Source organism: Polaromonas sp. CG_9.7, assembly GCF_015752205.1.
Taxonomy (GTDB): Bacteria; Pseudomonadota; Gammaproteobacteria; order Burkholderiales; family Burkholderiaceae_C; genus Polaromonas.
In genome coordinates this window covers 106,575-129,740 of the sequence record NZ_JADOVG010000007.1, presented here as the reverse complement: position 1 = coordinate 129,740, position 23,166 = coordinate 106,575, and the positions used below count along the sequence as shown (strand labels likewise).

The following is a 23,166-nucleotide window of genomic DNA, read 5'->3' as shown; positions in this document are numbered from 1 at the left end:
ATGGCTGGGTTGTCAGGTCATCGTGAAGCATCTTCGCGTTCGAAAAAGAGCTTTAAATCCCAGCTGGACCGTATTTATTTATGGTTCACCCTCGGCGTGGTCATTTACGTATTACTGCTGGGGGGACTTGAACAGCTGGGCATGCCGCACGTTTGGATTGGCCTGACGTTCTTGTTGTCAACCATTGCCACATATGCAGGCATCGGCATATTGACCCGAACCACCGATGCCAACGAATATTACGTGGCCGGCCGGCGCGTTCCGGCCATCTACAACGGTATGGCGATAGGCGCCGACTGGATGTCGGCGGCTTCCTTCCTGGGGCTGGCGGGTACCCTTTACCTGACGGGTTACAGCGGGCTGGCGTTCCTCATGGGATGGACGGGCGGCTATTGCCTGGTGGCATTGGTACTGGCTCCCTACCTGAGAAAGTTTGGGCAGTTCACGATTCCGGATTTTCTCGGTGAGCGTTATGGTGGCCATCTGCCAAGGTTTATAGGACTGGCTGCTGCCATACTTTGCTCGTTCACTTATCTGGTTGCACAGATCTACGGTGTGGGTCTGATCACCTCCTATTTGACCGGCATCGCTTTTGAACTGGGCATCTTTTTGGGGGTTGGCGGCTTACTGGTCTGCTCATTTTTGGGGGGAATGCGCGCGGTGACGTGGACGCAGGTGGCGCAATACATAATTTTACTGATTGCCTACCTGATTCCGGTGGTCTGGCTGTCGGTCAAACAGACGGGTATTCCGGTTCCCCAGGCGATTTATGGCTACCAACTTGAGAAAGTGACTGCCAAGGAAAAAGAGTTGACGTTTGACCCCAAGGAACTGGAGGTTCGCGCCATATTCAGCCAACGTGCAAAAGCGCTGGATGAAAAAATGAAGAACCCTGCGCGGGCCATGGCTGCCGACAAACTCGCCGCCACCCAAAAGGTAGCTGCGCTCAAGGCCGGTAATGCATCGGTAGCTGAAATTTCTGCGGCGGGCAAGGCCTTGGCAGCCCTGCCAAAAGATGAGGAAACGGCGCTTCGTGAATGGTCTGTTTCTAAGGCCGCAAACGAAATCAAAAGCCAGCCTCTGAACGGCATGCCTGCCCACGCAGCGCAGTTCCTGGGCAATCCTGAGGGAACGCCGCAAGAACAAGCGATATATGACCTGTCAAGACGCAATTTCCTGGCCCTGGTTTTTTGCCTGATGGTCGGAACATCGGCCTTGCCGCACATTCTGATGCGTTACTACACGGTCCCCAGTGTTCGGGAAGCGCGGCAATCGGTAACCTGGTCCCTGTTCTTCGTTTTTCTTTTGTACTGCACTGCACCTGCACTGGCTGTACTGGTGAAGTACGAAATTTTTACTGTGCTGGTTGGCACCCCTTTTGACCAGTTGCCAGCATGGGTTCATGAGTGGAACAAGGTCGATCCGGCGTTGCTGTCCGTGGTCGATGTGAACATGGACAATCTCTTGCAGCTTAATGAAATGACAATCGGCGGCGACATCGTGGTGTTGCTCACGCCCGAGCTGGCGGGATTGCCCTATGTTATTTCAGCCCTGGTTGCCGCAGGCGGACTGGCCGCTGCGTTGTCTACCGCGGATGGACTGCTGCTCGTCATTGCCAACGCCTTGGGCCATGACCTTTATTACAAGATGATTGATCCGAATGCCTCGACTGTCAGCCGTGTTACCTTGTCAAAAATACTCCTGCTTGTGATGGCCCTGCTCGCTGCCTATGTGGCAGCCCAAAAGCCTGCCGACATTCTTTTTCTGGTGTCTGCAGCTTTTTCGTTTGCTGCCGCTTCTTTTTTTCCGGCACTGAGCATTGGCATTTTCTGGAAACGCGCAACTGGTCCAGCAGCCACGATGGGAATGATGGCGGGTCTGGGCGTCACAACCTATTACATGGTGATCAATCAACCATGGTTACGCGATACCTTTGGAATCGTTTCTCCGGTTCAGCTCTGGTGGGGAATCGACCCTATTTCGGCCGGACTTTTTGGCGTGCCGGTTGGTTTTGCCGTGATCATTCTGGTCAGCCTTATTACAAAACCACCCACTCAGGATATCCAGGCATTTGTTGACTACATTCGGTACCCAGATTTGAAAGTTCATCAACGGTCTTTTGCTGAATCAGTAGACCGAGAAGACAAGACATCAAAAAAGCAAATACCCGACGGGCTATAATCATGGGCTTCGCCTTGCTGCACCCAAAAACCATTCAGGTTCGACGCTGGGGCAGCTTAAATTAACCAAAAGGAGAGTTATGCGTCATTACGAGATCGTCTTGCTGATCCATCCGGATCAAAGTGAGCAAGTCCCAGCCATGCTGGAGCGTTACAAGGGCATGATTACCGCCGGCGGCGGCACTGTGCACCGCGTTGAAGATTGGGGTCGCCGCCAGTTGGTGTACCTGATCCAGAAATTGGCCAAAGCCCATTACCTCTGCATCAACATCGAAGCCAGCCAGGCCGTGATGGAAGAAATTGAACATGCGTTCAAATTCAACGACGCCGTGTTGCGCCACCTGACCGTGGTGAAGAAGAAGGCCGAAACCGGACCTTCCCTCATGATGCGTAATGTCGAGAGGGAAGAAGCCCGTAAAACCCAACAGCAGGAATTTGCGGGTTAACCGCTCATGCCGTTGAACGCCTAGGTGACGTGGAACATTAATCGTAGTGAACCAGGTTGATTTGAATGCATGTATCGCCGAGCTAAGTCCTCTGCGATACACGCCCTCTGGAATTTCCGCCATTAATTTCATTCTTGAACATGAGTCTGAAGTTCTTGAGGCAGGAGTAAACAGGAAAGTCAAGTTGACAATAAGGGCCGTTGCTTTTGGAACGCTGGCTGAGCAAGCCGTCAAGCTTCCTCTAGCCAAGTCCTTCAGGTTTACCGGATTTCTGATCAATGCGCGTACCAGTAAAGGCGTTGTTTTTCATATTCAAGCTCTTCACCCGATCCCTCAGGCAGAGCAAGTACTGAACCCTATTTAAGGAGTCCATCATGGCCGGACCAAAACGTTTTAACAAAGACAAGCGCCCCAAGCGCAATACTCAATCGCTGTTGTTCAAGCGCAAGCGCTTTTGCCGCTTCACAGCTGCAGGCGTTGAAGAAATCGATTACAAAGATATCGACACTCTGCGCGATTTCGTTTCTGAAAATGGAAAAATTATTCCCGCACGCCTGACCGGCACTCGCGCTATTTTTCAGCGCCAGATCAACACCGCTGTCAAGCGCGCTCGCTTCTTGGCGATGCTGCCTTACAGCGATCAGCACCGCAGCCTGTAAGGAGATACGACCATGCAAATTATTCTGCTCGACAAAGTCGTGAACCTTGGAAATCTGGGTGACGTCGTCAAAGTTAAAGACGGCTATGCACGCAATTTCCTGATCCCTTTCGGCCGCGCCCGCCGCGCTACCGCAGCGGCTATCAAGGAATTCGAAGTCAAGCGTGCCGAGCTTGAAAAAGCTGCTGCAGCCAAACTGGCTGAAATGCAGGCTCAAGGTGAAAAGCTCGGTGGTACCACCGTCAAGCTGACGCAAAAAGCAGGTGTTGACGGCCGCTTGTTCGGCTCTGTTACCAATGCTGACATCGCCCAAGAGGTGACTAAGCAAGGGTTTGTGGTTTCCAAATCGCAGATTCGCTTGCCAAATGGCGCGATAAAGACAGTCGGCGACCACTTGGTCAACGTCGCCTTGCACACTGACGTGGTGGTCGACATCACCGTGACGGTTTACGGCGAAACTGCCTAATCAGGTTGTCTGATCCCTTTTAAAAAGCCGCTCTTCGGAGCGGCTTTTTTCTTGGAGTAAACAGGTAATCGATAGGCTGTGAAACGAGAGTGCAAACGGCTTTCGACCACATTTTCACCTGATTTTCCAAATTCACAAACGTTCGTCTCGTGCGTTTCAAGGCTTAAGGCTTAACATTCAGCCTTCCCAAGGAATCCCATGTCTGCCGTACTTTCTCCTTTTTCTGATTCAGCTTACAGCGCTGACCGCCAGATTGCCCAACTCAGAATTCCACCGCACTCTATTGAAGGCGAATCCAGTGTTTTGGGCGGTCTGTTGCTCGACAACAGCGCATGGGACCGTGTTGGCGATCTTCTTGCAGATCAGGATTTTTACCGTCATGAACACCAGCTTATTTATGGTGCCATTGGTTGGCTCATCAATGCGTCCAAGCCGGCTGACATCATCACTGTCTTCGAACGTCTGCAGAGTCTGGGCAAAAATGACGAAATAGGCGGACTGAGCTACCTCAACGCACTGGCCCAGTATGTTCCCAGTGCCAGCAACATCAGGCGTTATGCCGAAATTGTGCGGGAACGTTCTATCTTGCGCAAACTGGTGGCCGCATCGGACGAGATCGCGACCAATGCCTTCAATCCGCAAGGCAAGTCCGTCACGGTAATTCTTGATGAGGCCGAGCAAAAAATCCTGAACATTGGCGAGCAAGGCGGCCGGTCACAGCAGGGCTTTCAGAGTATGGATACGCTGGTGGTGGACCTGCTGGACCGCGTCACCGAGATGTCTGAGAATCCCAACGATGTCACCGGCGTGCCCACCGGTTTTGTTGACCTGGACCGTATGACATCGGGATTCCAGGCGGGTGACCTGATCATTCTGGCTGCACGTCCCTCCATGGGAAAAACTGCACTCGCCATCAATATCGCCGAGCATGTCGCATTGCATGAAGGACTGCCGGTTGCTGTTTTCTCCATGGAAATGGGGGCCTCTCAATTGGCAGTGCGTATCGTCGGCTCGATTGGCCGCATAGATCAGACGCATTTGCGTACCGGCGCCTTGACCGATGAGGAATGGCCGCGACTGACGGAAGCCATAGAAAAGCTGAGAACTATTTCGCTCCATATTGACGAGACTGCAGGCTTAACGGTCAGTGAACTGCGTGCCAATGCAAGACGCTTGGCGCGCCAGTGCGGCAAACTCGGTTTGATCGTCGTCGATTATCTTCAACTGATGAGCGTATCAAGCGGCATGGCGGATGAAAACCGGGCAACTGCCGTGGGAGAAATTTCACGCGGTCTGAAAATGCTGGCCAAAGAGCTTCAATGCCCTGTGATCGCGCTGTCGCAGTTAAGCCGTGGGGTTGAGTCGCGTACCGACAAACGACCGATGATGAGCGACCTGCGTGAATCCGGAGCCATCGAGCAAGATGCCGACATCATCATGTTCATTTATCGCGATGAGTACTACACAAAAGAGGCTTGCAAGGAACCGGGTGTGGCTGAGGTCATCATCAGCAAGCAACGTAACGGACCCACAGGAACCGTCAAACTGGCCTTTATCAACCGGATCACGAAATTTGAAAGCTTGGCCCACAGTTCGGGTGATTTTTGATAAAAATCGATCTTGGCGCATACTGGATAAGCAGAGTTTGCTATATATTTAATAGCTAAAAATAAAGGCTTTTCAAGGTGTAGAGCAATGTTTATTATTAATTTGAATAACGCTCAAAGCCGCCATTGGAAGCTTATTCAAGGTCTTCCATGGCCAGCATGTGGTATTTTTGGGCATATGAAAAAGGGAATTCCCTCACCACTGTCATCAGTCGTTTCGCATCGTCATCTGAGGGTGCCTTGACCATCAAGGCATGATGCCCCTCACGCGCCAGGTTAATGTATTTATTGACGGTTGCACCTTCGGTTCCGACAGAGGGCAGTTCGACAGAGGATTCGCCGTCGATCCTGCCGATTTCCCGCAATATTACCGAAGGAGTAAGAAACATGACGTCTTGTTCGTTGAATCCAGCCTGCTCGATTTTCTGGGCTGCCTGTTGAGCGTTTTCAGCGTCTGGAAACACGACAAATGCGTATCCCGTAGGGTAAAAAACCCCTTGGATTGTCGTCATTTTGGAAGTTATAAAAAATGGTTGCACAGCACTTTCTCCTTGGTTGAGTTGCCATTACGCCACACTCTAAAAATTTTTTCTGTAGGTCAGTTTACAAGGTCACGGAGAGAAAATTCCCTGCATCCATAGCATCTACCGATATAAAACGTGCTGAAAGAACTTCAAACCGCCGTGACGTCAAGGCAACTCCTCGGACTTTAACGAGGGTTCGGACATGACACGTGCAATGCCTGCGAGATTATTCACCAGCCGATTTGTAAAGAAGCTGCTTTGTGTGTCGGGTTCCAACGCTGCGATGGCCAGGTTGGCTAAAGGCTGATTTAAGGGGATGTAATAGCTTCCCACAGGTGCATCGATTACTCCCCTTACCAGCAAAACCTCGATTTTCGGTGCGGGCCGGCCATTCGTTATTGCGCCTTCTTGCTTGTCAATTCCTGCGCGCTTTGTTTCGCGGTAAATGTCGCCCAGCATGGCACTGGGTTCAAGCACTTCAAGTACCTTCACCCCATGCAGTCGCAAACGTTCAACGGCCACTTTGGAAGATCCTGCAATCCAGTAACCGCATGGCCGAACCCTCGACTTGAGGGTTCTCAGCGCCAGTGCTGATTCCCAGTCTACCGTTACGCTCTTGTCGACGCCGGTGATGGGATCAAGCATTTGCAGATCGTACTGTGCTGGCGTGTTCGCGACCTCGATTGCCGCCTGGCCTTTGCAGGCCATGCCAGCGACTTCCTTGTCGAGGTAAGGACGCAACTGGCTCAGGTCTTTGGCTCTCTGCGCTGTGCTGCCCAGGATGCTAGTGATGGCGGTGACATGGGTATGCACCCGCCGTTGGAGATGCAGTCGTCCCAGGCCTGCTCCGCGCGAGTAGATTGCTACGCTGATTGCATTTTTCAAACCTTCCACATTGCGGATCGTGACAGGTTCAGGGCCACCCATGGACACTGTCCGGTCTGCCGTGTCCGCTGAAGTGCTGTAGTACCAATCGGTGCTCAAGCCTTGACCTTTAAGCGCTGCAAGCAATGGGCGCCGAAACCATTCTTCATCCGCCTTTGTTAAAAACTCTGGCAAATTGGCCGTGCTGGAGTATTGCAGGAGAACATCTGACTTCTGAACTGCACCAAACTTTTGCTGGTAAATGTCCGACACCTGATACTCCCCGACATCCACGACAACAGTTGCTTGGTAATCGCGGCTCAGCCGGGCCAGCGCTTGGGTTTCCGGTGTGCTGAGCAGCAAATGATCACGCGCCATGTCCTGGCCGCCGGCACCCAAGGCTTCACCCCGGGTCGCGCCATCAAGGTTGATACGCGGAACAATCACAACATTGATGCGTTCAAGCAGCGGTTGCAGCAGGCCTTGCGCGAGTTCCCGGGCGATGACCAGCAGGGCTTCGCTGCCTGCGGGTTCATCGCCATGCTGCTGGCCGATCAACAGCACCGTAGGGCGCCCTGTGGCCAAAAGACTGGCAGGGTCAGTGCCTGTTCCCCTGGTCAAAACCAGCGCTTCCAACGGTTGACCTTGCTGCGAAGATCCCATTGGCAATAGCGCTGCCTTGACCCCGACCGACCGGGACAAGGCGGTTGCCTGATCGTTCAGCCAGTTGTGGATTTCAGCCTGCGTCGTGAAATTTGTATGACCTGTTTGAAGCCCCGGGGTGCTATAGACGATGGTGGGTGATGTGAATCGGGCAGCCACTGCCGGCCCATAAGGGGGTGGCGCTTCGATGGGCAAAGACGGAATGACCGAAGGTAGAGTCACTGGAGTCGTTTGCACGACAACCCCTGGTTCCACCAAAATCGTTACGGGCCCTGTGTTTGCAGGAGCAGACGGGCGCGGTGTTCCGGGGACCCACGGCGGCAACTGTACGGAGGTGCAGGCAGTCAGAAAAATGAGCGAAGCGGTCATGATCAAACTTGCAGGGAGATGGCAGGGAGATGCGCCGCGACTGACAGCAGGTGAGAAAGAGAAATGCATGGTGATCATCCTTGTGACGGCGGTTTTGACCATGGGTCAGGCGTGATTCGCAGAATTTTCAAAGCAACGATGTTAACTTGCAGCGCTTTTACAACACGGTTTGCATGCTCTGTGGCAGAAAGATTGATAAAAACGGGGAAGCCTTTAGTGATGGTCTTTGCAGCTTTCAGGGAAAATGGAGCAATGTCAATTCCTGTTTCTATCGATCCTTCGATTCATGTCACTTCTCCTTGGCGAATGAGCGTTGCGCCCATGATGGATTGGACTGATCGGCATTGCCGCTATTTTCATCGTTTGCTCTCACGACACGCGCTGCTCTATACCGAAATGGTGACGACTGGTGCGCTGATTCATGGCGATGCGGGCAGACATTTGCGCTTTGATGCCGAGGAGCATCCGGTTGCGTTGCAACTCGGTGGCAGCGAGCCGAAAGACTTGGCGCATTGCGCCAGACTGGGTGAAGCGTGGGGTTACCGCGAAATCAATCTCAATTGCGGCTGTCCAAGCGAACGGGTGCAGCGGGGCGCGTTCGGCGCTTCCCTGATGGGTGATCCGACTCTGGTTGCTGATTGCGTCAAGGCTATGGTCGATGTTGTGGATGTTCCTGTCACCGTGAAACACCGAATTGGAATCGACAGAGACGAATCCTATGGGTTCGTGCGCGATTTTGTCGGCACTGTCAGCAAAGCAGGCTGCAACACATTCATTGTTCATGCCCGTAATGCCTGGTTGAAAGGCTTGAGCCCCAAGGAAAATCGCGAAGTGCCACCGCTGCGCTACGAAATGGTTCACCGCCTGAAAAAAGAGTTTCCAAATCTCACGATTTGCATCAATGGCGGTGTTAACACCCGTGAAGAGGTGAGTGCGCAATTGCTTGAAGTTGACGGCGTGATGATTGGCCGTGAGGCCTATCACAATCCCTGGTGGCTGACATCATGGGATGAAGATTTTTTTGGTTCCGGCGGTCGGATCAAAACCCGTGAGGAGGTAGAAGCATTGATGTGCGACTACATGCTGCGTGAAGCCACTGCAAATGGGACTGCCTTCAGTGCCATTGCCCGCCACATGCTGGGTTTACGCCATGGTTTGCCGGGCTCACGCCGTTGGCGTCAGGTGTGGAGCGACCATAAACTCAAAGCGCTTGAGCCACACGATGTTATGGCCTTGGCCCACCATGACGCGCTGACGGCTGCCTGACTCTCAAAGGTAGTCACACGAGCGATTACTTTAAAGACTTTGACGGGCTCATGCATGAGCTAATTGATGACGCGCAAACTTCTTTGAAAAAATTAATCTGCTTGTTAATAACCTTGAATACAAATTTCAGATGGGGAAAATTGTAGAGTCAGGTTGTTCAGGTCTCCGGTTCTAGTCACTGCGTCATCAAGTTCAGCATGCAAGGGAGGTTCTATGGATGTCGTCCGTAATTTTCTAACGCGCTACGAGCAAACACGGGAAGAAGAGCTATCCCTTGAGGAATACCTCGATCTTTGCAAAAGCAATCCGCTGGTTTATGCCACAGCGGCCGAGCGAATGCTTTCTGCCATTGGGGAGCCCGAGGTGTTCGACACGCACCGCGATCAGCGTCTTTCGCGTATTTTTGGCAACAAGGTCATCAAGATCTATCCGGCCTTCCGTGATTTTTACGGCTTGGAAGATCCGATCGAGCAGGTGGTGTCATATTTCCGCCATGCGGCACAAGGGCTGGAAGAAAAGAAGCAGATTCTTTACCTGCTGGGTCCGGTGGGCGGTGGAAAGTCCTCAATTGCCGAACGGCTCAAACAACTGATGGAACAAGTGCCCTTGTACGCGCTGAAAAATTCACCGGTCAACGAGTCGCCATTAGGCCTGTTCAACAACGCCGAGGACATTCCCCTGCTTGAAAGCCAGTACGGCATCGCGCCGCGTTATTTGCAGCGTGTCATGTCGCCATGGGCGGTCAAGCGCCTTGAGGAGTATGGCGGCGACATACGTAAATTTCGCGTTGTCAAGCGTTTCCCTTCGATCCTCAAGCAGTGTGCCATCGCCAAGACCGAACCGGGCGATGAGAACAATCAGGACATCTCGACACTGGTGGGCAAGATCGACATCCGCAAGCTGGAATTGTTCGCCCAGGATGACCCGGACGCCTACAGCTATTCAGGCGGCTTGTGCCTGGCCAACCAAGGACTACTGGAGTTTGTCGAGATGTTCAAGGCGCCCATCAAGGTTCTCCATCCCTTGCTCACGGCGACCCAGGAGGCCAACTTCAAGGGAACCGAGGGTTTCGGGGCAATTCCATTTGACGGCATCGTGATGGCCCATTCGAACGAAAGCGAATGGAAAGCCTTCCGGAACAACAAGAACAACGAAGCTTTTCTGGATCGCATTTACATCGTCAAGGTGCCATATTGCCTGCGTGCCTCGGAGGAAATCCGCATTTATGAAAAGCTGATCCGCAATTCATCGTTGTCAGGCGCCATTTGCGCGCCAGGAACGCTGAAGATGATGGCGCAATTTGCCGTGCTGACGCGTCTGAAGGACCCTGAAAATTCCAGCATTTTCAGCAAGCTGCTGGTGTATGACGGAGAGAACCTGAAAGACACTGATCCAAAGGCCAAGAGTTATCAGGAGTACCGCGACTATGCCGGCGTTGACGAAGGAATGACGGGTATATCGACACGCTTTGCCTTCAAGATTCTGTCCAAAGTGTTCAATTTTGATTCCAGTGAAATCGCCGCCAATCCGGTCCATCTCATGTACGTTCTGGAGCAGCAGATCGAGCGCGAGCAATTTACGCCTGAGGTCGAGCAGCGCTACCTGGCATTCATCAAGGAATACTTGGCGGTACGTTATGCCGAATTTATCGGCAAGGAAATCCAGACGGCTTACCTGGAGTCGTATTCGGAATATGGGCAAAATATTTTTGACCGCTATGTGACCTATGCGGATTTCTGGATTCAGGATCAGGAGTTCAGAGACTCCGACACCGGCGAGATTTTTGACAGGGCATCGCTCAATGCGGAACTCGAAAAAATCGAAAAGCCCGCAGGCATTAGCAATCCGAAAGATTTCCGCAACGAAATTGTCAATTTCGTGCTGCGAAGCCGCGCCAGCAATGCCGGCAAGAATCCGAACTGGACCAGTTATGAAAAACTGCGCGCGGTGATCGAGAAGAAGATGTTTTCCAACACGGAGGACTTGTTGCCCGTGATCTCATTCAACGCCAAGGCAAGCGCTGAGGAAAAGCAAAAGCATGAAAACTTCCTGAACCGGATGATGGACAAGGGCTACAGCGCCCGCCAGGTTCGCCTGCTTTGCGAGTGGTATCTCCGGGTTCGCAAGAGTTCCTGACAACCTGCGCGTTTCGCTGCAGACTGATTGGCTGTCCATTCACAACCGGAGAAATCCATGCTCCAGCAGGTTATCGACAGACGCTTGTCGGGCAAGAACAAATCCATAGGCAACCGGGAACGTTTCCTGCGTCGCTACAGAAGTCAGATCCGCGAAGCGGTGCGGCAGGCGGTGTCGGGCCGCAGCATTCATGACATCGAGCAAGGCGAAAACATTACCCTGCCGCGGCGCGATGTCTCCGAGCCTGTGTTTGGGCATGGTGCAGGGGGAAGTCAGGAGCGTGTATATCCCGGGAATCGGGAGTATGTGCGTGGCGACCAGATCGGACGTCCACCGGGTGGGGGCGGTGCGGGAAACGGTTCAGGTGCAGGCCAGGATGGAAGCAGCCAGGACGATTTTGAATTCCGTATCACCCGCGAAGAGTTCATGCAGTACTTTTTTGACGACCTGGCCCTGCCGCGGCTGCTGCGTACCCAGTTGTTGCCCGATGTGCCTGAATGGAAATCCCACCGGGCCGGCTTTGTTTCAGAAGGCACGCCGACCAACCTGCATGTGGTGCGCTCTATGCGCAAGGCACTGAGCCGCCGGATTGCCATGGGTGGCGATGTGCGGCGCCAGTTGGATCGGCTGGAACTGGCGTTGGAAGTGCTGTTGCTGGACTCACGTTCTCCCGCCGGCGAAATACTCGCGTTGAAAGGTGAAATTGACACATTGAAGCTTCGTCTTCAGCAAATTCCATTTCTGGACCCGTTTGACCTGCGGTATCGCAACCGTGTCAGCACCCCGCTACCGGCGTCGCGCGCTGTCATGTTCTGTTTGATGGATGTGTCTGGCTCAATGAATGAAACGCGAAAGGACATGGCCAAGCGGTTTTTCATCTTGCTGTATCTGTTCTTGAGGCGCCATTACGACAAGACGGACGTTGTGTTCATCCGCCACCACACACAGGCAGCAGAGGTGTCTGAGGATGAATTCTTTCACTCGACCGAAAGCGGGGGCACGGTGGCGTCCAGCGCCTTGACGCTGATGCACCAGATCATCCAGCAACGCTATTCCCCCAGTGAATGGAGTATTTACGGTGCCCAGGCATCTGACGGCGACAACTGGCTTCAGGATTCATCCAAATGCCGCGCACTGCTTGTGGAAAAGCTGTTGCCGGTTTCGCGTTACTTTGCCTATCTGCAAGTGGCGGAGGAAAGCCAGACCCTGTGGGAAGAATACGCCCTGGTGTGCAAAAGCCAGCCGCATTTCGCCATGCAAAAAGTCACCGATGCCTCTGGCATCTACCCGGTGTTTCGAGAACTGTTCAAGAAAGGAAGTGCTGCATGAGCGCAACCCCGCCTTCTACCGGTGCTGCGAAAGTTCATGGCGAACCTGCAGCGCCATTCCAGCGCCTAGCAGAGCGGCATGACATACTGCCAAGTCCGTCGGACTGGACGTTTGAGCTGATCGAAACCTACCATGGCGAAATCGAGCGCATGGCCAGGCGCTTCAGGCTGGACACTTACCCTGTGCAACTGGAGGTGATCACTGCCAACCAGATGATCGACACCTATGCGTCTGTGGGCATGCCTGTGAACTACCGGCACTGGTCGTTTGGCAAGCAATACATCGCCAGCGAGAAAAGCTACCGCCGCGGGCACATGGGACTGGCCTATGAGGTCGTCATCAATTCCAACCCCTGCATTGCCTACCTGATGGAGGAAAACACGCTGCCGATGCAGGCCCTGGTCATGGCCCATGCCTGCTATGGGCACAATTCCTTTTTCAAGGGCAACTACCTTTTCAGAATGTGGACCGATGCGACTTCCATCATCGATTACCTGGTGTATGCCAAGGCTTATATCGCCGAGTGCGAGGAAAAGCACGGGCTTGACGATGTCGAAGAACTGCTCGACAGCTGCCATGCCCTGATGAGCTACGGCGTGGACCGCTACCAGCGGTCACAAAAACTCTCGCTGGCAGAGGAAGAGTCGCGGCGCAATGAACGCGAATACTACCTGCAGCAGCAGGTCAATGACTTGTGGCGCACCTTGCCCAGGGCGGCTGAAAAGCAGGTTGAAAAAGCCACTTCGCGCTTTCCCGCCGATCCCCAGGAAAACCTGCTGTATTTCATTGAGAAAAATGCGCCTCTGCTGGAGCCCTGGCAGCGAGAAATCGTTCGTATTGTGCGAAAAATTGCCCAATATTTTTATCCGCAGCGGCAAACCCAAGTCATGAACGAAGGTTGGGCAACTTTTTGGCATTACACGCTGCTCAACGCAATGTATGACGAGGGCCTGCTGAGCGACGGATTCATGATCGAGAGCCTCCGCTCGCACACCAACGTCATTTTCCAGCCACCGCTGACGCATCCCGGCTTTCAAGGAATCAATCCTTACGCGCTGGGCTTTGCCATGTTCACCGACATTCGCCGCATCTGCGAGCACCCGACCGACGAGGACCGCCATTGGTTCCCTGACATGGCAGGTACAGACTGGCACGAGGCACTTGACCATGCCATGCGTAATTTTCGGGATGAGAGTTTTGTCGGGCAGTACCTTTCGCCACGCCTGATCCGCGAGTTTCGCCTGTTCTCCATCCTTGATGACTCCAAGGAACTGGCACTCAAAGTGTCGGCCATTCATGATGACAGCGGCTACCGGCATGTGCGCGAGGCGCTGGCCCGTCAGTACGACTTAAGCCATCAAGAACCCAACATCCAGGTCTGGAATGTGGATGTGCGTGGTGACCGTTCGCTGACCCTGCGGCATACCCAGCACAACAGCCGGCCGCTGAATGAAGAAGTCAAAGAAGTCCTCAAGCATGTCGGGCGCTTGTGGGGCTTCATGGTGCGGCTGGAAAGTGTTGATGCAAAGGGCAAGACCATCAAGCAATGGGAAGTGACGCCGCTGCCCCCGCGCAACGGCAGCACGGGCTGAATTTCAGGCTGCGGCGTTCAACCCGCTTTTGAAATGCGCGCGCATGCGTTGCGCGGTTTCAGCAGCATCACGCGCCACCAGCGCCGCCATGATGGCGCGATGTTCGAGCAGCGATTCCTCGATACGGCCGCTTTTCAAGAGTGAATTGTGCCGGTTCAGTTTCATTACCTTGCGCAGGTCGGCCACCATCTGGTCGCGCCAGCGGTTATTGGCAATTTCCAGAAGCCGCATGTGAAAAGTTTCATTGATTTCAAAAAACCGTTCCCGGTTTTTGACTGCTTTTTCCAGTTCGTTGTGCAAAACTTGAAGTTCCCTGATCTGCACATCGGTGGCCTTGGTCGCCACCACTTCGGCGGCGTCGCTTTCCAGCAAGGCCAGCAGGTGGTAGACATCGACAAGGTCGCTGTCCGAAACTTCGGTGACATAGGCTCCGCGTCGCACCTTCATGGTCACCAGACCTTCGGTGGCCAGCACTTTCAAAGCTTCGCGCAAGGGCGTGCGGCTGATGCCGTATTCTTCGGCAAGCTTGAGTTCGTCAATCCAGCTACCGGGGGCGAGTTCTCGTTCAAAAATGCGCTGACGCAAAAGCTCGGCAACTTCTACGTAAAGCGCTCGGGGAGAAAGAGAGGTTTCGGCCATAAGGATCCGTAGTCTAAGGCAAAGTTCGTTGAAGTATTTTGAATCAATAATTATAAATAATGTAAAATTCCGCCATTGTTATCTGCTTGCCTTGGGGCTTTCCTGTTGAAACATGGGAGCTTCGCAGGCTCAACCAAGAATGCCGACCCGCCATGAGTTCAACGCCTGATTCTTTCAATGAAGTCACCCTGGAAGCCTGGGCCAAATCAGCCGCCAAATCCGCACCGGGCGGTGACGTTAATGCCCTGAACTGGCAAACGCCTGATGGCATCAGCGTCAAGCCGCTGTACACCGCCGAGGACATCAAGGACCTGCCCTACACCAACACGCTGCCTGGGTTCGAGCCCTTTATTCGAGGCCCGCAGGCCACGATGTATTCGGTGCGTCCGTGGACCATCCGCCAGTACGCAGGCTTTTCAACGGCTGAAGAATCCAACGCGTTTTACCGCAAGGCGCTGGCCGCTGGCGGGCAGGGCGTGTCGGTGGCGTTTGACCTGGCCACGCACCGGGGCTATGACTCCGACCATCCGCGCGTCACCGGCGACGTCGGCAAGGCCGGTGTGGCGATTGACAGCGTGGAGGACATGAAAATCCTGTTCAACGAGATCCCGCTTGACAAGGTCAGCGTCTCCATGACCATGAATGGCGCCGTGCTGCCGGTGCTGGCCGGCTATGTGGTCGCGGCAGAAGAGCAGGGCGTGCGCCAAGACCAGCTCAGCGGCACGATCCAGAACGATGTGCTCAAAGAGTTCATGGTGCGCAACACCTACATCTATCCGCCTGCGCCCAGCATGCGCATCATTGGCGACATCATCGAGTACACGGCGCAGAACATGCCCAAGTTCAACTCGATCTCGATCAGCGGCTACCACATGCAGGAAGCCGGCGCGAATCAGGCGCTGGAGCTGGCATTTACCCTGGCCGACGGCAAGGAGTATGTAAAGACTGCCCTGGGCAAGGGCCTGGACGTTGACGGATTTGCCGGACGCCTGAGCTTTTTCTGGGCCATCGGCATGAATTTCTACCTTGAAGTCGCCAAGATGCGCGCCGCCCGCCTGCTGTGGTGCCGCATCATGAAGGGTTTCGATGCGAAGAACCCCAAGAGCCTGATGCTGCGCACCCACTGCCAGACCAGCGGCTGGAGCCTGACCGAGCAGGACCCGTACAACAACGTCGTGCGCACCACCATCGAAGCCATGGCGGCTGTATTCGGCGGCACGCAAAGCCTGCACACCAACTCTTTTGACGAGGCAATTGCGCTGCCCACAGAGTTCAGTTCGCGCATTGCCCGCAACACCCAGCTCATCATCCAGGAGGAAACCCACATCACCAGCGTGATTGACCCGTGGGCGGGCAGCTACATGATGGAAAAGCTGACGCAGGACATGGCCGACGCCGCCTGGACAATCATCGAAGAAGTCGAAGCCATGGGCGGCATGGTCAAGGCTGTGGACAGCGGCTGGGCGAAGCTCAAGATCGAAGCGGCGGCGGCAGAAAAACAGGCGCGCATCGACAGCGGCAAGGACGTGATCGTCGGTGTCAACAAGTACAGGCTCAAGACCGAAGACGCGATTGACGCTCGCGACATCGACAACGTGGCGGTGCGTGACGGGCAGATCGAACGGCTGAAAGAAATTAGATCAAAACGCGACTCTGCGCAGGTACAGCATGCATTAGATGCTATTACTTTTGCAGCAGAGAACAATTCTGGCAACTTGCTCGACCTGAGCATCCAGGCGATGCGGCTGCGCGCCACGGTGGGCGAGGTCAGCGACGCGCTTGAAAAAGTGTACGGCCGCCACCGCGCCGACACGCAAAAGGTCAGCGGCGTGTATGCCGCCGCCTACGACTCGGCCGAAGGCTGGGAAACGCTCAAGAGCGAAATCAACAACTTTGCCGAAGCCGAAGGCCGCCGCCCGCGCGTGATGATTTCCAAGCTCGGCCAGGACGGCCATGACCGGGGCGCCAAGGTCGTTGCCACCGCATTTGCCGACCTGGGCTTTGACGTGGACATGGGCCCACTGTTCCAGACGCCAGAGGAATGCGCCCGCCAGGCGATTGAAAACGACGTGCATGCGGTGGGCGTTTCAACGCTGGCCGCCGGCCACAAGACGCTGGTGCCGGCCATCATTGCCGAATTGAAAAAGCAGGGCGCGGACGACATCATCGTGTTCGTCGGTGGCGTGATTCCCCGACAGGACTATGACATGCTGTACGACGCCGGCGTGAAGGGCATCTACGGCCCCGGCACGCCGATTCCGGCCAGCGCCAAGGACGTGCTGGAGCAGATCCGGGCTGCTATCAAGTGATCGAGGGCGAATTGCTGGAAGGCGTGCTGCACGGCAACGCGGTTCAACAGCGCCGCGCCATTGCCAAATCCATCACCCTGCTCGAATCGACCCGCGCCGACCACCGCACGCAGGGCGACGAGTTGCTCACCACGCTGCTGCCGCACACCGGCAAGGCGTTTCGCCTTGGCATCAGCGGCGTGCCGGGTGTCGGAAAATCCACCTTCATTGAAGTGCTGGGCCTGTACCTGATCAAGCAGGGCCACCGGGTGGCGGTGCTGACCATTGACCCCTCATCGAGCGTGTCGGGCGGCTCCATTCTGGGCGACAAGACGCGCATGGAAATGCTCTCGGTTCACGAATCAGCCTATATCCGGCCCAGTCCTTCGAGTTGCACCCTGGGCGGTGTGGCAGAGAAAACCCGCGAAGCCATGCTGGTTTGCGAAGCGGCCGGCTACGACGTGGTGATTGTCGAAACCGTCGGCGTCGGCCAGTCCGAAACGGCCGTGGCCAACATGACCGACATGTTCGTGGTCATGCAACTGCCCAACGCGGGCGATGATTTGCAGGCGATCAAGAAGGGCGTGATGGAACTGGCCGATCTGGTCATCATCAACAAGGCCGACATTGACGCTATCGCCGCAATGCGCGCTGAGGCCCAGATCAAGTCGGCCATGCGCCTGTTTGGCCTGGTCAACAACGCCATGGGCGCTGCGCAGGCGGCTGACTTTGACAAGCAGTGGCATGCGCAAGTTCTGCAGCTCAGCGCTCTGCACAACAAGGGCGTCGATGCATTCTGGGCGGCGGTGATGGAGTTCAGAGGTTTGCAGACGGCAAACGGCAAGCTGGCCAGCCGGCGCCAGCATCAGGCGCTGAGCTGGATGTGGGAACGCATCGATGCCGGCCTGAAACTGGCATTTCGCCAGGACCCGGCGGTCAGCGCCCTGTTGCCGTCCCTGCTGGAACAAGTGGACAATGGCCAGCTTCCTGCCTCGACTGCAGCACGAAATCTGCTCTTTGCGCACATGCAGCGGGCATAACCAGCTATTAAATAAGTAGCATAGAGTCAGAATCAAAAGAAAGCGATGTATGCAGGAAATTCTTGAGCAATTGGAAAAAAAGCGCGCGGCGGCCCGCTTGGGCGGGGGCCAAAAGCGCATTGATGCGCAGCATGGAAAAGGCAAGCTGACGGCGCGCGAGCGTCTGGACGTATTGCTGGACGAAGGCACATTCGAGGAATGGGACATGTTTGTCGAACACCGCTGCAGCGACTTCGGCATGCAGGACAACAAGATTCCGGGTGACGGCGTGGTCACTGGCTACGGCATGATCAATGGCAGGCTGGTGTTTGTCTTCAGCCAGGATTTCACCGTGTTTGGCGGCGCCCTGAGCGAAGCCCATGCCGAAAAAATCTGCAAGGTGATGGACCAGGCGATGAAGGTCGGCGCGCCGGTGATCGGCCTGAACGATTCGGGCGGGGCGCGCATTCAGGAAGGCGTGGCGTCGCTGGGCGGTTATGCCGACGTGTTCCAGCGCAACGTCATGGCCAGCGGCGTGATTCCGCAGATCAGCATGATCATGGGGCCTTCAGCAGGCGGCGCGGTCTATTCACCGGCCATGACCGACTTCATTTTCATGGTCAAGGACTCGTCCTACATGTTTGTCACCGGCCCCGAAGTGGTCAAGACCGTGACGCATGAGGAAGTAACAGCCGAAGAACTGGGCGGCGCCATCACCCACACCACCCGGAGTGGCGTGGCCGACCTGGCGTTCGAGAACGATGTCGAAGCGCTCATCATGCTGCGCCGCCTGTACAACTACCTGCCGCTGAACAACCGCGAAAAAGCGCCGACGCGCCCCAGCGCCGACCCGGCCAACCGCATGGACATGAGCCTGGACACGCTGGTGCCCTTGAGCGCCAACAAGGCGTACGACATGAAGGAACTCATCACCAAGACGGTCGACGATGGCGACTTTTTCGAGATCCAGCCCGAGTACGCGAAGAACATCATCATCGGTTTTGCCCGCATGGAAGGACAGTCGGTCGGCATTGTCGCCAATCAGCCTTTGGTGCTGGCCGGCTGCCTTGACATCAAAAGCTCCATCAAGGCGGCACGCTTTGTGCGGTTTTGCGATGCCTTCAACATTCCGGTCATTACCTTTGTCGATGTGCCCGGCTTCATGCCCGGCACCTCGCAGGAATACGGCGGCATCATCAAGCATGGCGCCAAGCTGCTGTATGCCTATGCCGAATGCACGGTGCCAAAAATCACCGTCATCACCCGCAAGGCCTACGGCGGCGCATATGACGTGATGAGTTCCAAGCACCTGCGCGGCGACGTGAACTTTGCCTGGCCGAATGCCGAAATTGCCGTCATGGGCGCCAAGGGCGCGGTCGAGATCATCTTTCGCGAAGACAAGGGCGACCCGGTCAAGCTCGCCGCCAAGGAAGCCGAATACAAGGCACGGTTTGCCAATCCGTTTGTCGCCGGCGCGCGCGGCTTCATCGACGACGTGATCCTGCCGCACGAAACCCGCAAGCGCATCTGCCGCTCGCTGGTGATGCTCAAGGACAAGAAGCTTGAAAATCCGTGGCGCAAGCACGGCAATATTCCACTCTAAGCGCCCGAGGAAAAAATACGATGTTTACCAAAATTCTGATCGCCAACCGGGGCGAAATTGCCTGCCGGGTTATTCTTACCGCCCGCAAGATGGGAATCAAGACGGTGGCGGTGTATTCAGACGCCGACAAGGATGCCCGCCATGTCGAACTGGCCGATGAAGCCGTCAACATCGGGCCCGCGCCAAGCCGTGACAGCTACCTGCAAGCCGAAAAAATCATTGCCGCCTGCAAGCAGACTGGCGCCGAAGCGGTGCATCCCGGCTACGGTTTCCTCAGTGAAAATGCGGGCTTTGCCAAGCGGGTGGAGGAAGAAGGCATTGTTTTCATCGGCCCCAAGCATTATTCGATTGCCGCCATGGGTGACAAGATCGAATCCAAGAAGCTGGCAGGGGCTGCGGGCGTGAACTGCATTCCGGGCGTCAACGACGCGATTGAAACGGCTGAAAAAGCGGTGGAAATTGCGCAGAGTATCGGCTACCCGGTGATGATCAAGGCCAGCGCTGGCGGCGGTGGCAAGGGTTTGCGTGTCGCCTTCAACGACAAGGAAGCGTTCGAGGGCTACACCAGTTGCCGCAACGAAGCGCGTAACAGCTTTGGCGACGACCGGGTGTTTATCGAGAAGTTTGTCGAGGAACCGCGCCATATCGAAATCCAGTTGATCGGCGACAGCCATGGCAATGTAATCTACCTGAATGAACGCGAGTGCTCGATCCAGCGCCGTCACCAGAAGGTGATCGAAGAAGCGCCATCGCCCTTCATCAGCGACGAGACGCGCAAGGCGATGGGCGAGCAGGCGGTGCAACTGGCCAAGGCCGTGAACTACCAGTCGGCCGGCACGGTCGAGTTTGTCGTTGGCAAGGACCAGAGCTTTTATTTCCTGGAAATGAACACTCGCTTGCAGGTCGAGCATCCGGTCACTGAATGCATCACCGGCCTGGACCTGGTGGAATTGATGATTCGCGTGGCGGCTGGCGAAGCGTTGCCGCTCACGCAAGATCAGGTCAAGCGCGACGGCTGGGCGATTGAATGCCGCATCAATGCCGAAGACCCTTTCCGGGGATTTTTGCCCTCCACGGGCCGGCTGGTGCGCTTTCAGCCACCCAAGGAAACGATGTTTGCATCGGACATCGAACACCTACACGGCGTGCGGGTCGATACCGGCGTGCAGGACGGCGGCGAGATTCCGATGTTCTATGACTCGATGATTGCCAAGCTGATCGTGCACGGCACTGACCGCAATGACGCCATTGCGAAGATGCGCGAGGCGCTGAACAGCTTTGTGATTCGCGGCGTCAGCAGCAACATTCCATTCCAGGCGGCCTTGCTTGCGCATCCGAAGTTTGTGGCCGGCGACTTCAACACCGGTTTCATTGCCGAAAACTACGCCAACGGTTTCCGTGCCGAAGACGTGCCGCATGAAGATGCCGACTTTTTGGTGGCATTGGCTGCGTATGTGAATCGCCGCATCCTGGCGAGGGCTGCTGGCATCAGCGGCCAGTTGCCGGGCCATGGCGTCACGGTGGGCGAAGAGTATGTGGTGATTGGCCTGGGCGACAGCGGTGAAAACACCGCGCAACCTGCAGTGGTGCGGGATTATCAAGCCGTTTCAGGCTCCAGCGCAGTACAGACGGGTGATAAGCGCTATGAAATATGTAGCGGCTGGCATCTGGGCGGTGCGCGCATTCGCGGCACTGTCAATGGGCAGCCGTTTGCCGCGCAGGTCGAACGTGGCGTGGGCAAGAATCCACTGGCGATACGCATCATTCACAACGGCACCCGGCTCGATGCCATGGTCTTGTCGCCGCGTGCCGCCGGGTTTCATGCGCTGATGCCTTTCAAGGCACCGCCGGACATGAGTCGCTTTGTGCTTTCGCCCATGCCTGGCTTGTTGGCTGAGGTGTCGGTGCAAGTCGGTCAAAAGGTGCAGGCCGGCGAGCGCGTGGCCGTGATCGAGGCCATGAAGATGGAAAACGTGCTGTTCGCCATGGCAGACGGGGTGGTTGGCAAGGTACTGGCATCCAGGGGCGAGTCGCTGAGCGTGGACCAGCCGATTGTGGAGTTTGTATGATGGCGGCGGCTGACAAGCGCCCGTTCAAGGTGCTGGGCATCCAGCAGATCGCCATTGGCGCCACTCACAAGGACAGGCTTCGCCGGTTGTGGGTCGATATGCTGGGGCTGGAGGTCACCGGTAACTTCGTCAGTGAACGCGAGAATGTCGATGAAGATATCTGCAGCATCGGCACCGGCCCGTTCAAGGTTGAGGTGGACCTGATGCAGCCGGTGGATATTGATAAAAAACCGGCAGTCCACACCACGCCGCTCAACCATGTTGGTTTGTGGATTGACGACCTGCCCGCTGCAGTGCAATGGCTCACGGCGCAGGGCGTTCGCTTTGCGCCGGGCGGCATCCGTAAGGGGGCAGCGGGTTTTGACATCTGCTTCCTGCATCCCAAGTCGAATGAAGAGTTTCCGATCGCTGGCGAGGGCGTGCTGATTGAAATGGTCCAGGCTCCGGAAGAAGTCATCAACGCGTTCAGTGCACAAACCTAACGCTGAAAAGTGACTTGGTCACGACACCGCGTTGAATTTTTCCGTCAGACTGTTGCGTTAACCGCAGAGAGTCGACTCCGTGTCGAAGGTCCCAAGCCACGCATGCATTTCTCAGTGCCTTTTTTGAACCAAAGGGGCGAAGTGTTTGTTGACTGTGTCGTATGCAGGAATTTCGTTGCCAACTGATGTCAATGCCAGGATTCAATCTGGAAGTATTTTCCGCGCAACCCAAAGTTCATGTCTTTGGCACACGCTGGGCGCGTGACCGTTCCAGTGCTGCCTTGATGATTGCGCGTTTGCGTTCAGCCTCGTCGGTAGCCGGCTGCGTCCGGGCAGACTGCTGGCTTGCCGGATTCATCGTCGTAGCTGCTGTTTCTTCAGAAATTTCAGAGACTTTGTGCTTGTCCCGATTGTTTCTATGCTTATGAACTTCATGGCGTGCATGTGCGGCTTGTGCTTGAGGCTCTGACCAGGCATTCCAGCCTGTGCGGGTCCCGGTGACGTCTTCCAGCTTGATGCAGTCGACAGGGCAAACCGGCAGGCATAACTCGCATCCCGTGCAGACGGGCTCAATCACGGTATGCATCATTTTGTTGCTGCCGACGATTGCATCCACTGGACAGGCCTTGATGCACAAGGTGCAACCGATGCACCAGTCTTCATCGATGAAAGCAACGGAACGCGGCCCTTCCAGTCCATTCAGGGGATTCAGCGGCAGCACCGGCAAGGCTGTTATGGCTGACAGGCGCCTTATTCCTTCGATTCCGCCGGGCGGACACTGGTTGATGGCCGCTTGGTCTGAAACAATGGCTTGCGCGTAGGCCGCGCAATCTATGTAGCCACAGCGCGTGCATTGCGTCTGGGGGAGTGCTGAATTGATGCGGTCAAACAGAGTGTTGGGATAGGTTGGCGTCACAACCTATTGTCCCACTGGTTGTCAAACCGCTTTTAAGGCGCTGTCACATG

20 protein-coding genes are annotated in these 23,166 nt (G+C 55.5%); 16 read left to right on the top strand and 4 right to left on the bottom strand.

The features are described from left to right. The 6 genes from IWX87_RS09225 (at position 1) to dnaB (ending at position 5,358) form a co-directional block, all read left to right on the top strand. Complete coding sequence (locus IWX87_RS09225; protein ID WP_196863226.1) at positions 1-2,181, top strand: sodium:solute symporter family protein; 2,181 nt, start codon at positions 1-3, stop codon at positions 2,179-2,181. A 79-nt stretch (positions 2,182-2,260) separates the two neighbouring features. Then, positions 2,261-2,626: a 30S ribosomal protein S6 gene (rpsF, locus tag IWX87_RS09220; RefSeq protein WP_196863225.1), complete on the top strand. Its 366-nt coding sequence runs from the start codon at positions 2,261-2,263 to the stop codon at positions 2,624-2,626. A 46-nt stretch (positions 2,627-2,672) separates the two neighbouring features. Continuing rightward, on the top strand, positions 2,673-2,990 hold the full coding sequence (priB, locus tag IWX87_RS09215; RefSeq protein ID WP_196863224.1) for a primosomal replication protein N: 318 nt from the start codon (positions 2,673-2,675) through the stop codon (positions 2,988-2,990). A 10-nt stretch (positions 2,991-3,000) separates the two neighbouring features. Further along, the gene (rpsR, locus tag IWX87_RS09210; protein WP_011801778.1) at positions 3,001-3,285 is read left to right on the top strand and encodes a 30S ribosomal protein S18; all 285 of its coding nucleotides are present in this window, start codon (positions 3,001-3,003) and stop codon (positions 3,283-3,285) included. A gap of 12 nt (positions 3,286-3,297) precedes the next feature. Further along, positions 3,298-3,750, top strand: coding sequence for a 50S ribosomal protein L9 (gene rplI / locus IWX87_RS09205; protein ID WP_196863223.1), 453 nt, complete (start codon positions 3,298-3,300; stop codon positions 3,748-3,750). A gap of 198 nt (positions 3,751-3,948) precedes the next feature. After that, positions 3,949-5,358: a replicative DNA helicase gene (gene dnaB / locus IWX87_RS09200; RefSeq protein ID WP_196863222.1), complete on the top strand. Its 1,410-nt coding sequence runs from the start codon at positions 3,949-3,951 to the stop codon at positions 5,356-5,358. Positions 5,359-5,491: 133 nt separating this feature from the next. Here the strand turns inward: dnaB and IWX87_RS09195 are convergent, their stop codons facing one another. Then, positions 5,492-5,869 (bottom strand): RNA-binding protein, encoded by a 378-nt coding sequence (locus IWX87_RS09195; protein WP_231374699.1) that lies wholly within the window; start codon positions 5,867-5,869, stop codon positions 5,492-5,494. Positions 5,870-6,046: 177 nt separating this feature from the next. Continuing rightward, on the bottom strand, positions 6,047-7,645 hold the full coding sequence (locus tag IWX87_RS09190) for a M14 family zinc carboxypeptidase (protein WP_370583839.1): 1,599 nt from the start codon (positions 7,643-7,645) through the stop codon (positions 6,047-6,049). A gap of 115 nt (positions 7,646-7,760) precedes the next feature. On the opposite strand from IWX87_RS09190, the gene IWX87_RS19880 reads away from it, so the two are divergent. The 5 genes from IWX87_RS19880 to IWX87_RS09170 all read left to right on the top strand — a co-directional run bounded on the left by IWX87_RS19880 (position 7,761) and on the right by IWX87_RS09170 (position 14,100). Continuing rightward, the gene (locus IWX87_RS19880) at positions 7,761-7,892 is read left to right on the top strand and encodes a hypothetical protein (RefSeq protein WP_255532164.1); all 132 of its coding nucleotides are present in this window, start codon (positions 7,761-7,763) and stop codon (positions 7,890-7,892) included. A 137-nt stretch (positions 7,893-8,029) separates the two neighbouring features. Next, a complete protein-coding gene (dusA, locus tag IWX87_RS09185; protein ID WP_196863221.1) occupies positions 8,030-9,043 on the top strand; it encodes a tRNA dihydrouridine(20/20a) synthase DusA in 1,014 nt (337 codons plus the stop codon). 213 nt (positions 9,044-9,256) lie between these two features. Next, positions 9,257-11,179: a PrkA family serine protein kinase gene (locus IWX87_RS09180; RefSeq protein WP_196863220.1), complete on the top strand. Its 1,923-nt coding sequence runs from the start codon at positions 9,257-9,259 to the stop codon at positions 11,177-11,179. 57 nt (positions 11,180-11,236) lie between these two features. After that, positions 11,237-12,508, top strand: a complete 1,272-nt coding sequence (locus IWX87_RS09175; protein WP_196863219.1) for a YeaH/YhbH family protein — start codon at positions 11,237-11,239, stop codon at positions 12,506-12,508. Next, positions 12,505-14,100 carry a SpoVR family protein gene (locus IWX87_RS09170; protein ID WP_231374698.1) on the top strand — a complete coding sequence of 532 codons (1,596 nt, stop codon included), beginning with the start codon at positions 12,505-12,507 and terminating at the stop codon, positions 14,098-14,100. The genes IWX87_RS09175 and IWX87_RS09170 overlap by 4 nt, the downstream gene beginning before the upstream one ends. A gap of 3 nt (positions 14,101-14,103) precedes the next feature. On the opposite strand, the gene IWX87_RS09165 is transcribed toward IWX87_RS09170, so the two are convergent. Continuing rightward, entirely contained in the window at positions 14,104-14,739 is a 636-nt protein-coding gene (locus IWX87_RS09165) for a GntR family transcriptional regulator (RefSeq protein WP_196863218.1), read from the bottom strand. 152 nt (positions 14,740-14,891) lie between these two features. Here IWX87_RS09165 and scpA point away from each other — a divergent pair, with 152 nt between their 5' ends. From scpA to IWX87_RS09140, 5 genes are read left to right on the top strand one after another with little or no spacing between them, the layout of a single operon-like run. Then, positions 14,892-17,048: a methylmalonyl-CoA mutase gene (gene scpA, locus IWX87_RS09160; protein ID WP_196863217.1), complete on the top strand. Its 2,157-nt coding sequence runs from the start codon at positions 14,892-14,894 to the stop codon at positions 17,046-17,048. Further along, entirely contained in the window at positions 17,048-18,067 is a 1,020-nt protein-coding gene (gene meaB / locus IWX87_RS09155) for a methylmalonyl Co-A mutase-associated GTPase MeaB (RefSeq protein WP_370583847.1), read from the top strand. The genes scpA and meaB overlap by 1 nt, the downstream gene beginning before the upstream one ends. Before the next feature lie 49 nt (positions 18,068-18,116). Then, a complete protein-coding gene (locus IWX87_RS09150; protein WP_196863216.1) occupies positions 18,117-19,649 on the top strand; it encodes an acyl-CoA carboxylase subunit beta in 1,533 nt (510 codons plus the stop codon). A 20-nt stretch (positions 19,650-19,669) separates the two neighbouring features. After that, the gene (locus IWX87_RS09145; RefSeq protein ID WP_196863215.1) at positions 19,670-21,718 is read left to right on the top strand and encodes an acetyl/propionyl/methylcrotonyl-CoA carboxylase subunit alpha; all 2,049 of its coding nucleotides are present in this window, start codon (positions 19,670-19,672) and stop codon (positions 21,716-21,718) included. Continuing rightward, positions 21,718-22,200: a VOC family protein gene (locus IWX87_RS09140; RefSeq protein WP_196863302.1), complete on the top strand. Its 483-nt coding sequence runs from the start codon at positions 21,718-21,720 to the stop codon at positions 22,198-22,200. The genes IWX87_RS09145 and IWX87_RS09140 overlap by 1 nt, the downstream gene beginning before the upstream one ends. Positions 22,201-22,435: 235 nt before the next feature. Here the strand turns inward: IWX87_RS09140 and rsxB are convergent, their stop codons facing one another. Continuing rightward, a complete protein-coding gene (rsxB, locus tag IWX87_RS09135; protein WP_370583838.1) occupies positions 22,436-23,116 on the bottom strand; it encodes an electron transport complex subunit RsxB in 681 nt (226 codons plus the stop codon). Between the last annotated feature and the right edge of the window lie 50 nt (positions 23,117-23,166).

Excerpts from the sequence above, each read along its gene's own strand:
- IWX87_RS09225 (WP_196863226.1), top strand. The coding sequence starts at position 1 with ATGGCTGGGTTGTCAGGTCATCGTGAAGCATCTTCGCGTTCGAAAAAG.
- rpsF (WP_196863225.1), top strand. The coding sequence starts at position 2,261 with ATGCGTCATTACGAGATCGTCTTGCTGATCCATCCGGATCAAAGTGAG.
- rpsR (WP_011801778.1), top strand. The coding sequence starts at position 3,001 with ATGGCCGGACCAAAACGTTTTAACAAAGACAAGCGCCCCAAGCGCAAT.
- rplI (WP_196863223.1), top strand. The coding sequence starts at position 3,298 with ATGCAAATTATTCTGCTCGACAAAGTCGTGAACCTTGGAAATCTGGGT.
- dnaB (WP_196863222.1), top strand. The coding sequence starts at position 3,949 with ATGTCTGCCGTACTTTCTCCTTTTTCTGATTCAGCTTACAGCGCTGAC.
- IWX87_RS09195 (WP_231374699.1), bottom strand. The coding sequence starts at position 5,869 with ATGACGACAATCCAAGGGGTTTTTTACCCTACGGGATACGCATTTGTC.
- IWX87_RS19880 (WP_255532164.1), top strand. The coding sequence starts at position 7,761 with ATGAGCGAAGCGGTCATGATCAAACTTGCAGGGAGATGGCAGGGAGAT.
- dusA (WP_196863221.1), top strand. The coding sequence starts at position 8,030 with ATGTCAATTCCTGTTTCTATCGATCCTTCGATTCATGTCACTTCTCCT.
- IWX87_RS09180 (WP_196863220.1), top strand. The coding sequence starts at position 9,257 with ATGGATGTCGTCCGTAATTTTCTAACGCGCTACGAGCAAACACGGGAA.
- IWX87_RS09175 (WP_196863219.1), top strand. The coding sequence starts at position 11,237 with ATGCTCCAGCAGGTTATCGACAGACGCTTGTCGGGCAAGAACAAATCC.
- IWX87_RS09170 (WP_231374698.1), top strand. The coding sequence starts at position 12,505 with ATGAGCGCAACCCCGCCTTCTACCGGTGCTGCGAAAGTTCATGGCGAA.
- IWX87_RS09165 (WP_196863218.1), bottom strand. The coding sequence starts at position 14,739 with ATGGCCGAAACCTCTCTTTCTCCCCGAGCGCTTTACGTAGAAGTTGCC.
- scpA (WP_196863217.1), top strand. The coding sequence starts at position 14,892 with ATGAGTTCAACGCCTGATTCTTTCAATGAAGTCACCCTGGAAGCCTGG.
- IWX87_RS09150 (WP_196863216.1), top strand. The coding sequence starts at position 18,117 with ATGCAGGAAATTCTTGAGCAATTGGAAAAAAAGCGCGCGGCGGCCCGC.
- IWX87_RS09145 (WP_196863215.1), top strand. The coding sequence starts at position 19,670 with ATGTTTACCAAAATTCTGATCGCCAACCGGGGCGAAATTGCCTGCCGG.
- IWX87_RS09140 (WP_196863302.1), top strand. The coding sequence starts at position 21,718 with ATGGCGGCGGCTGACAAGCGCCCGTTCAAGGTGCTGGGCATCCAGCAG.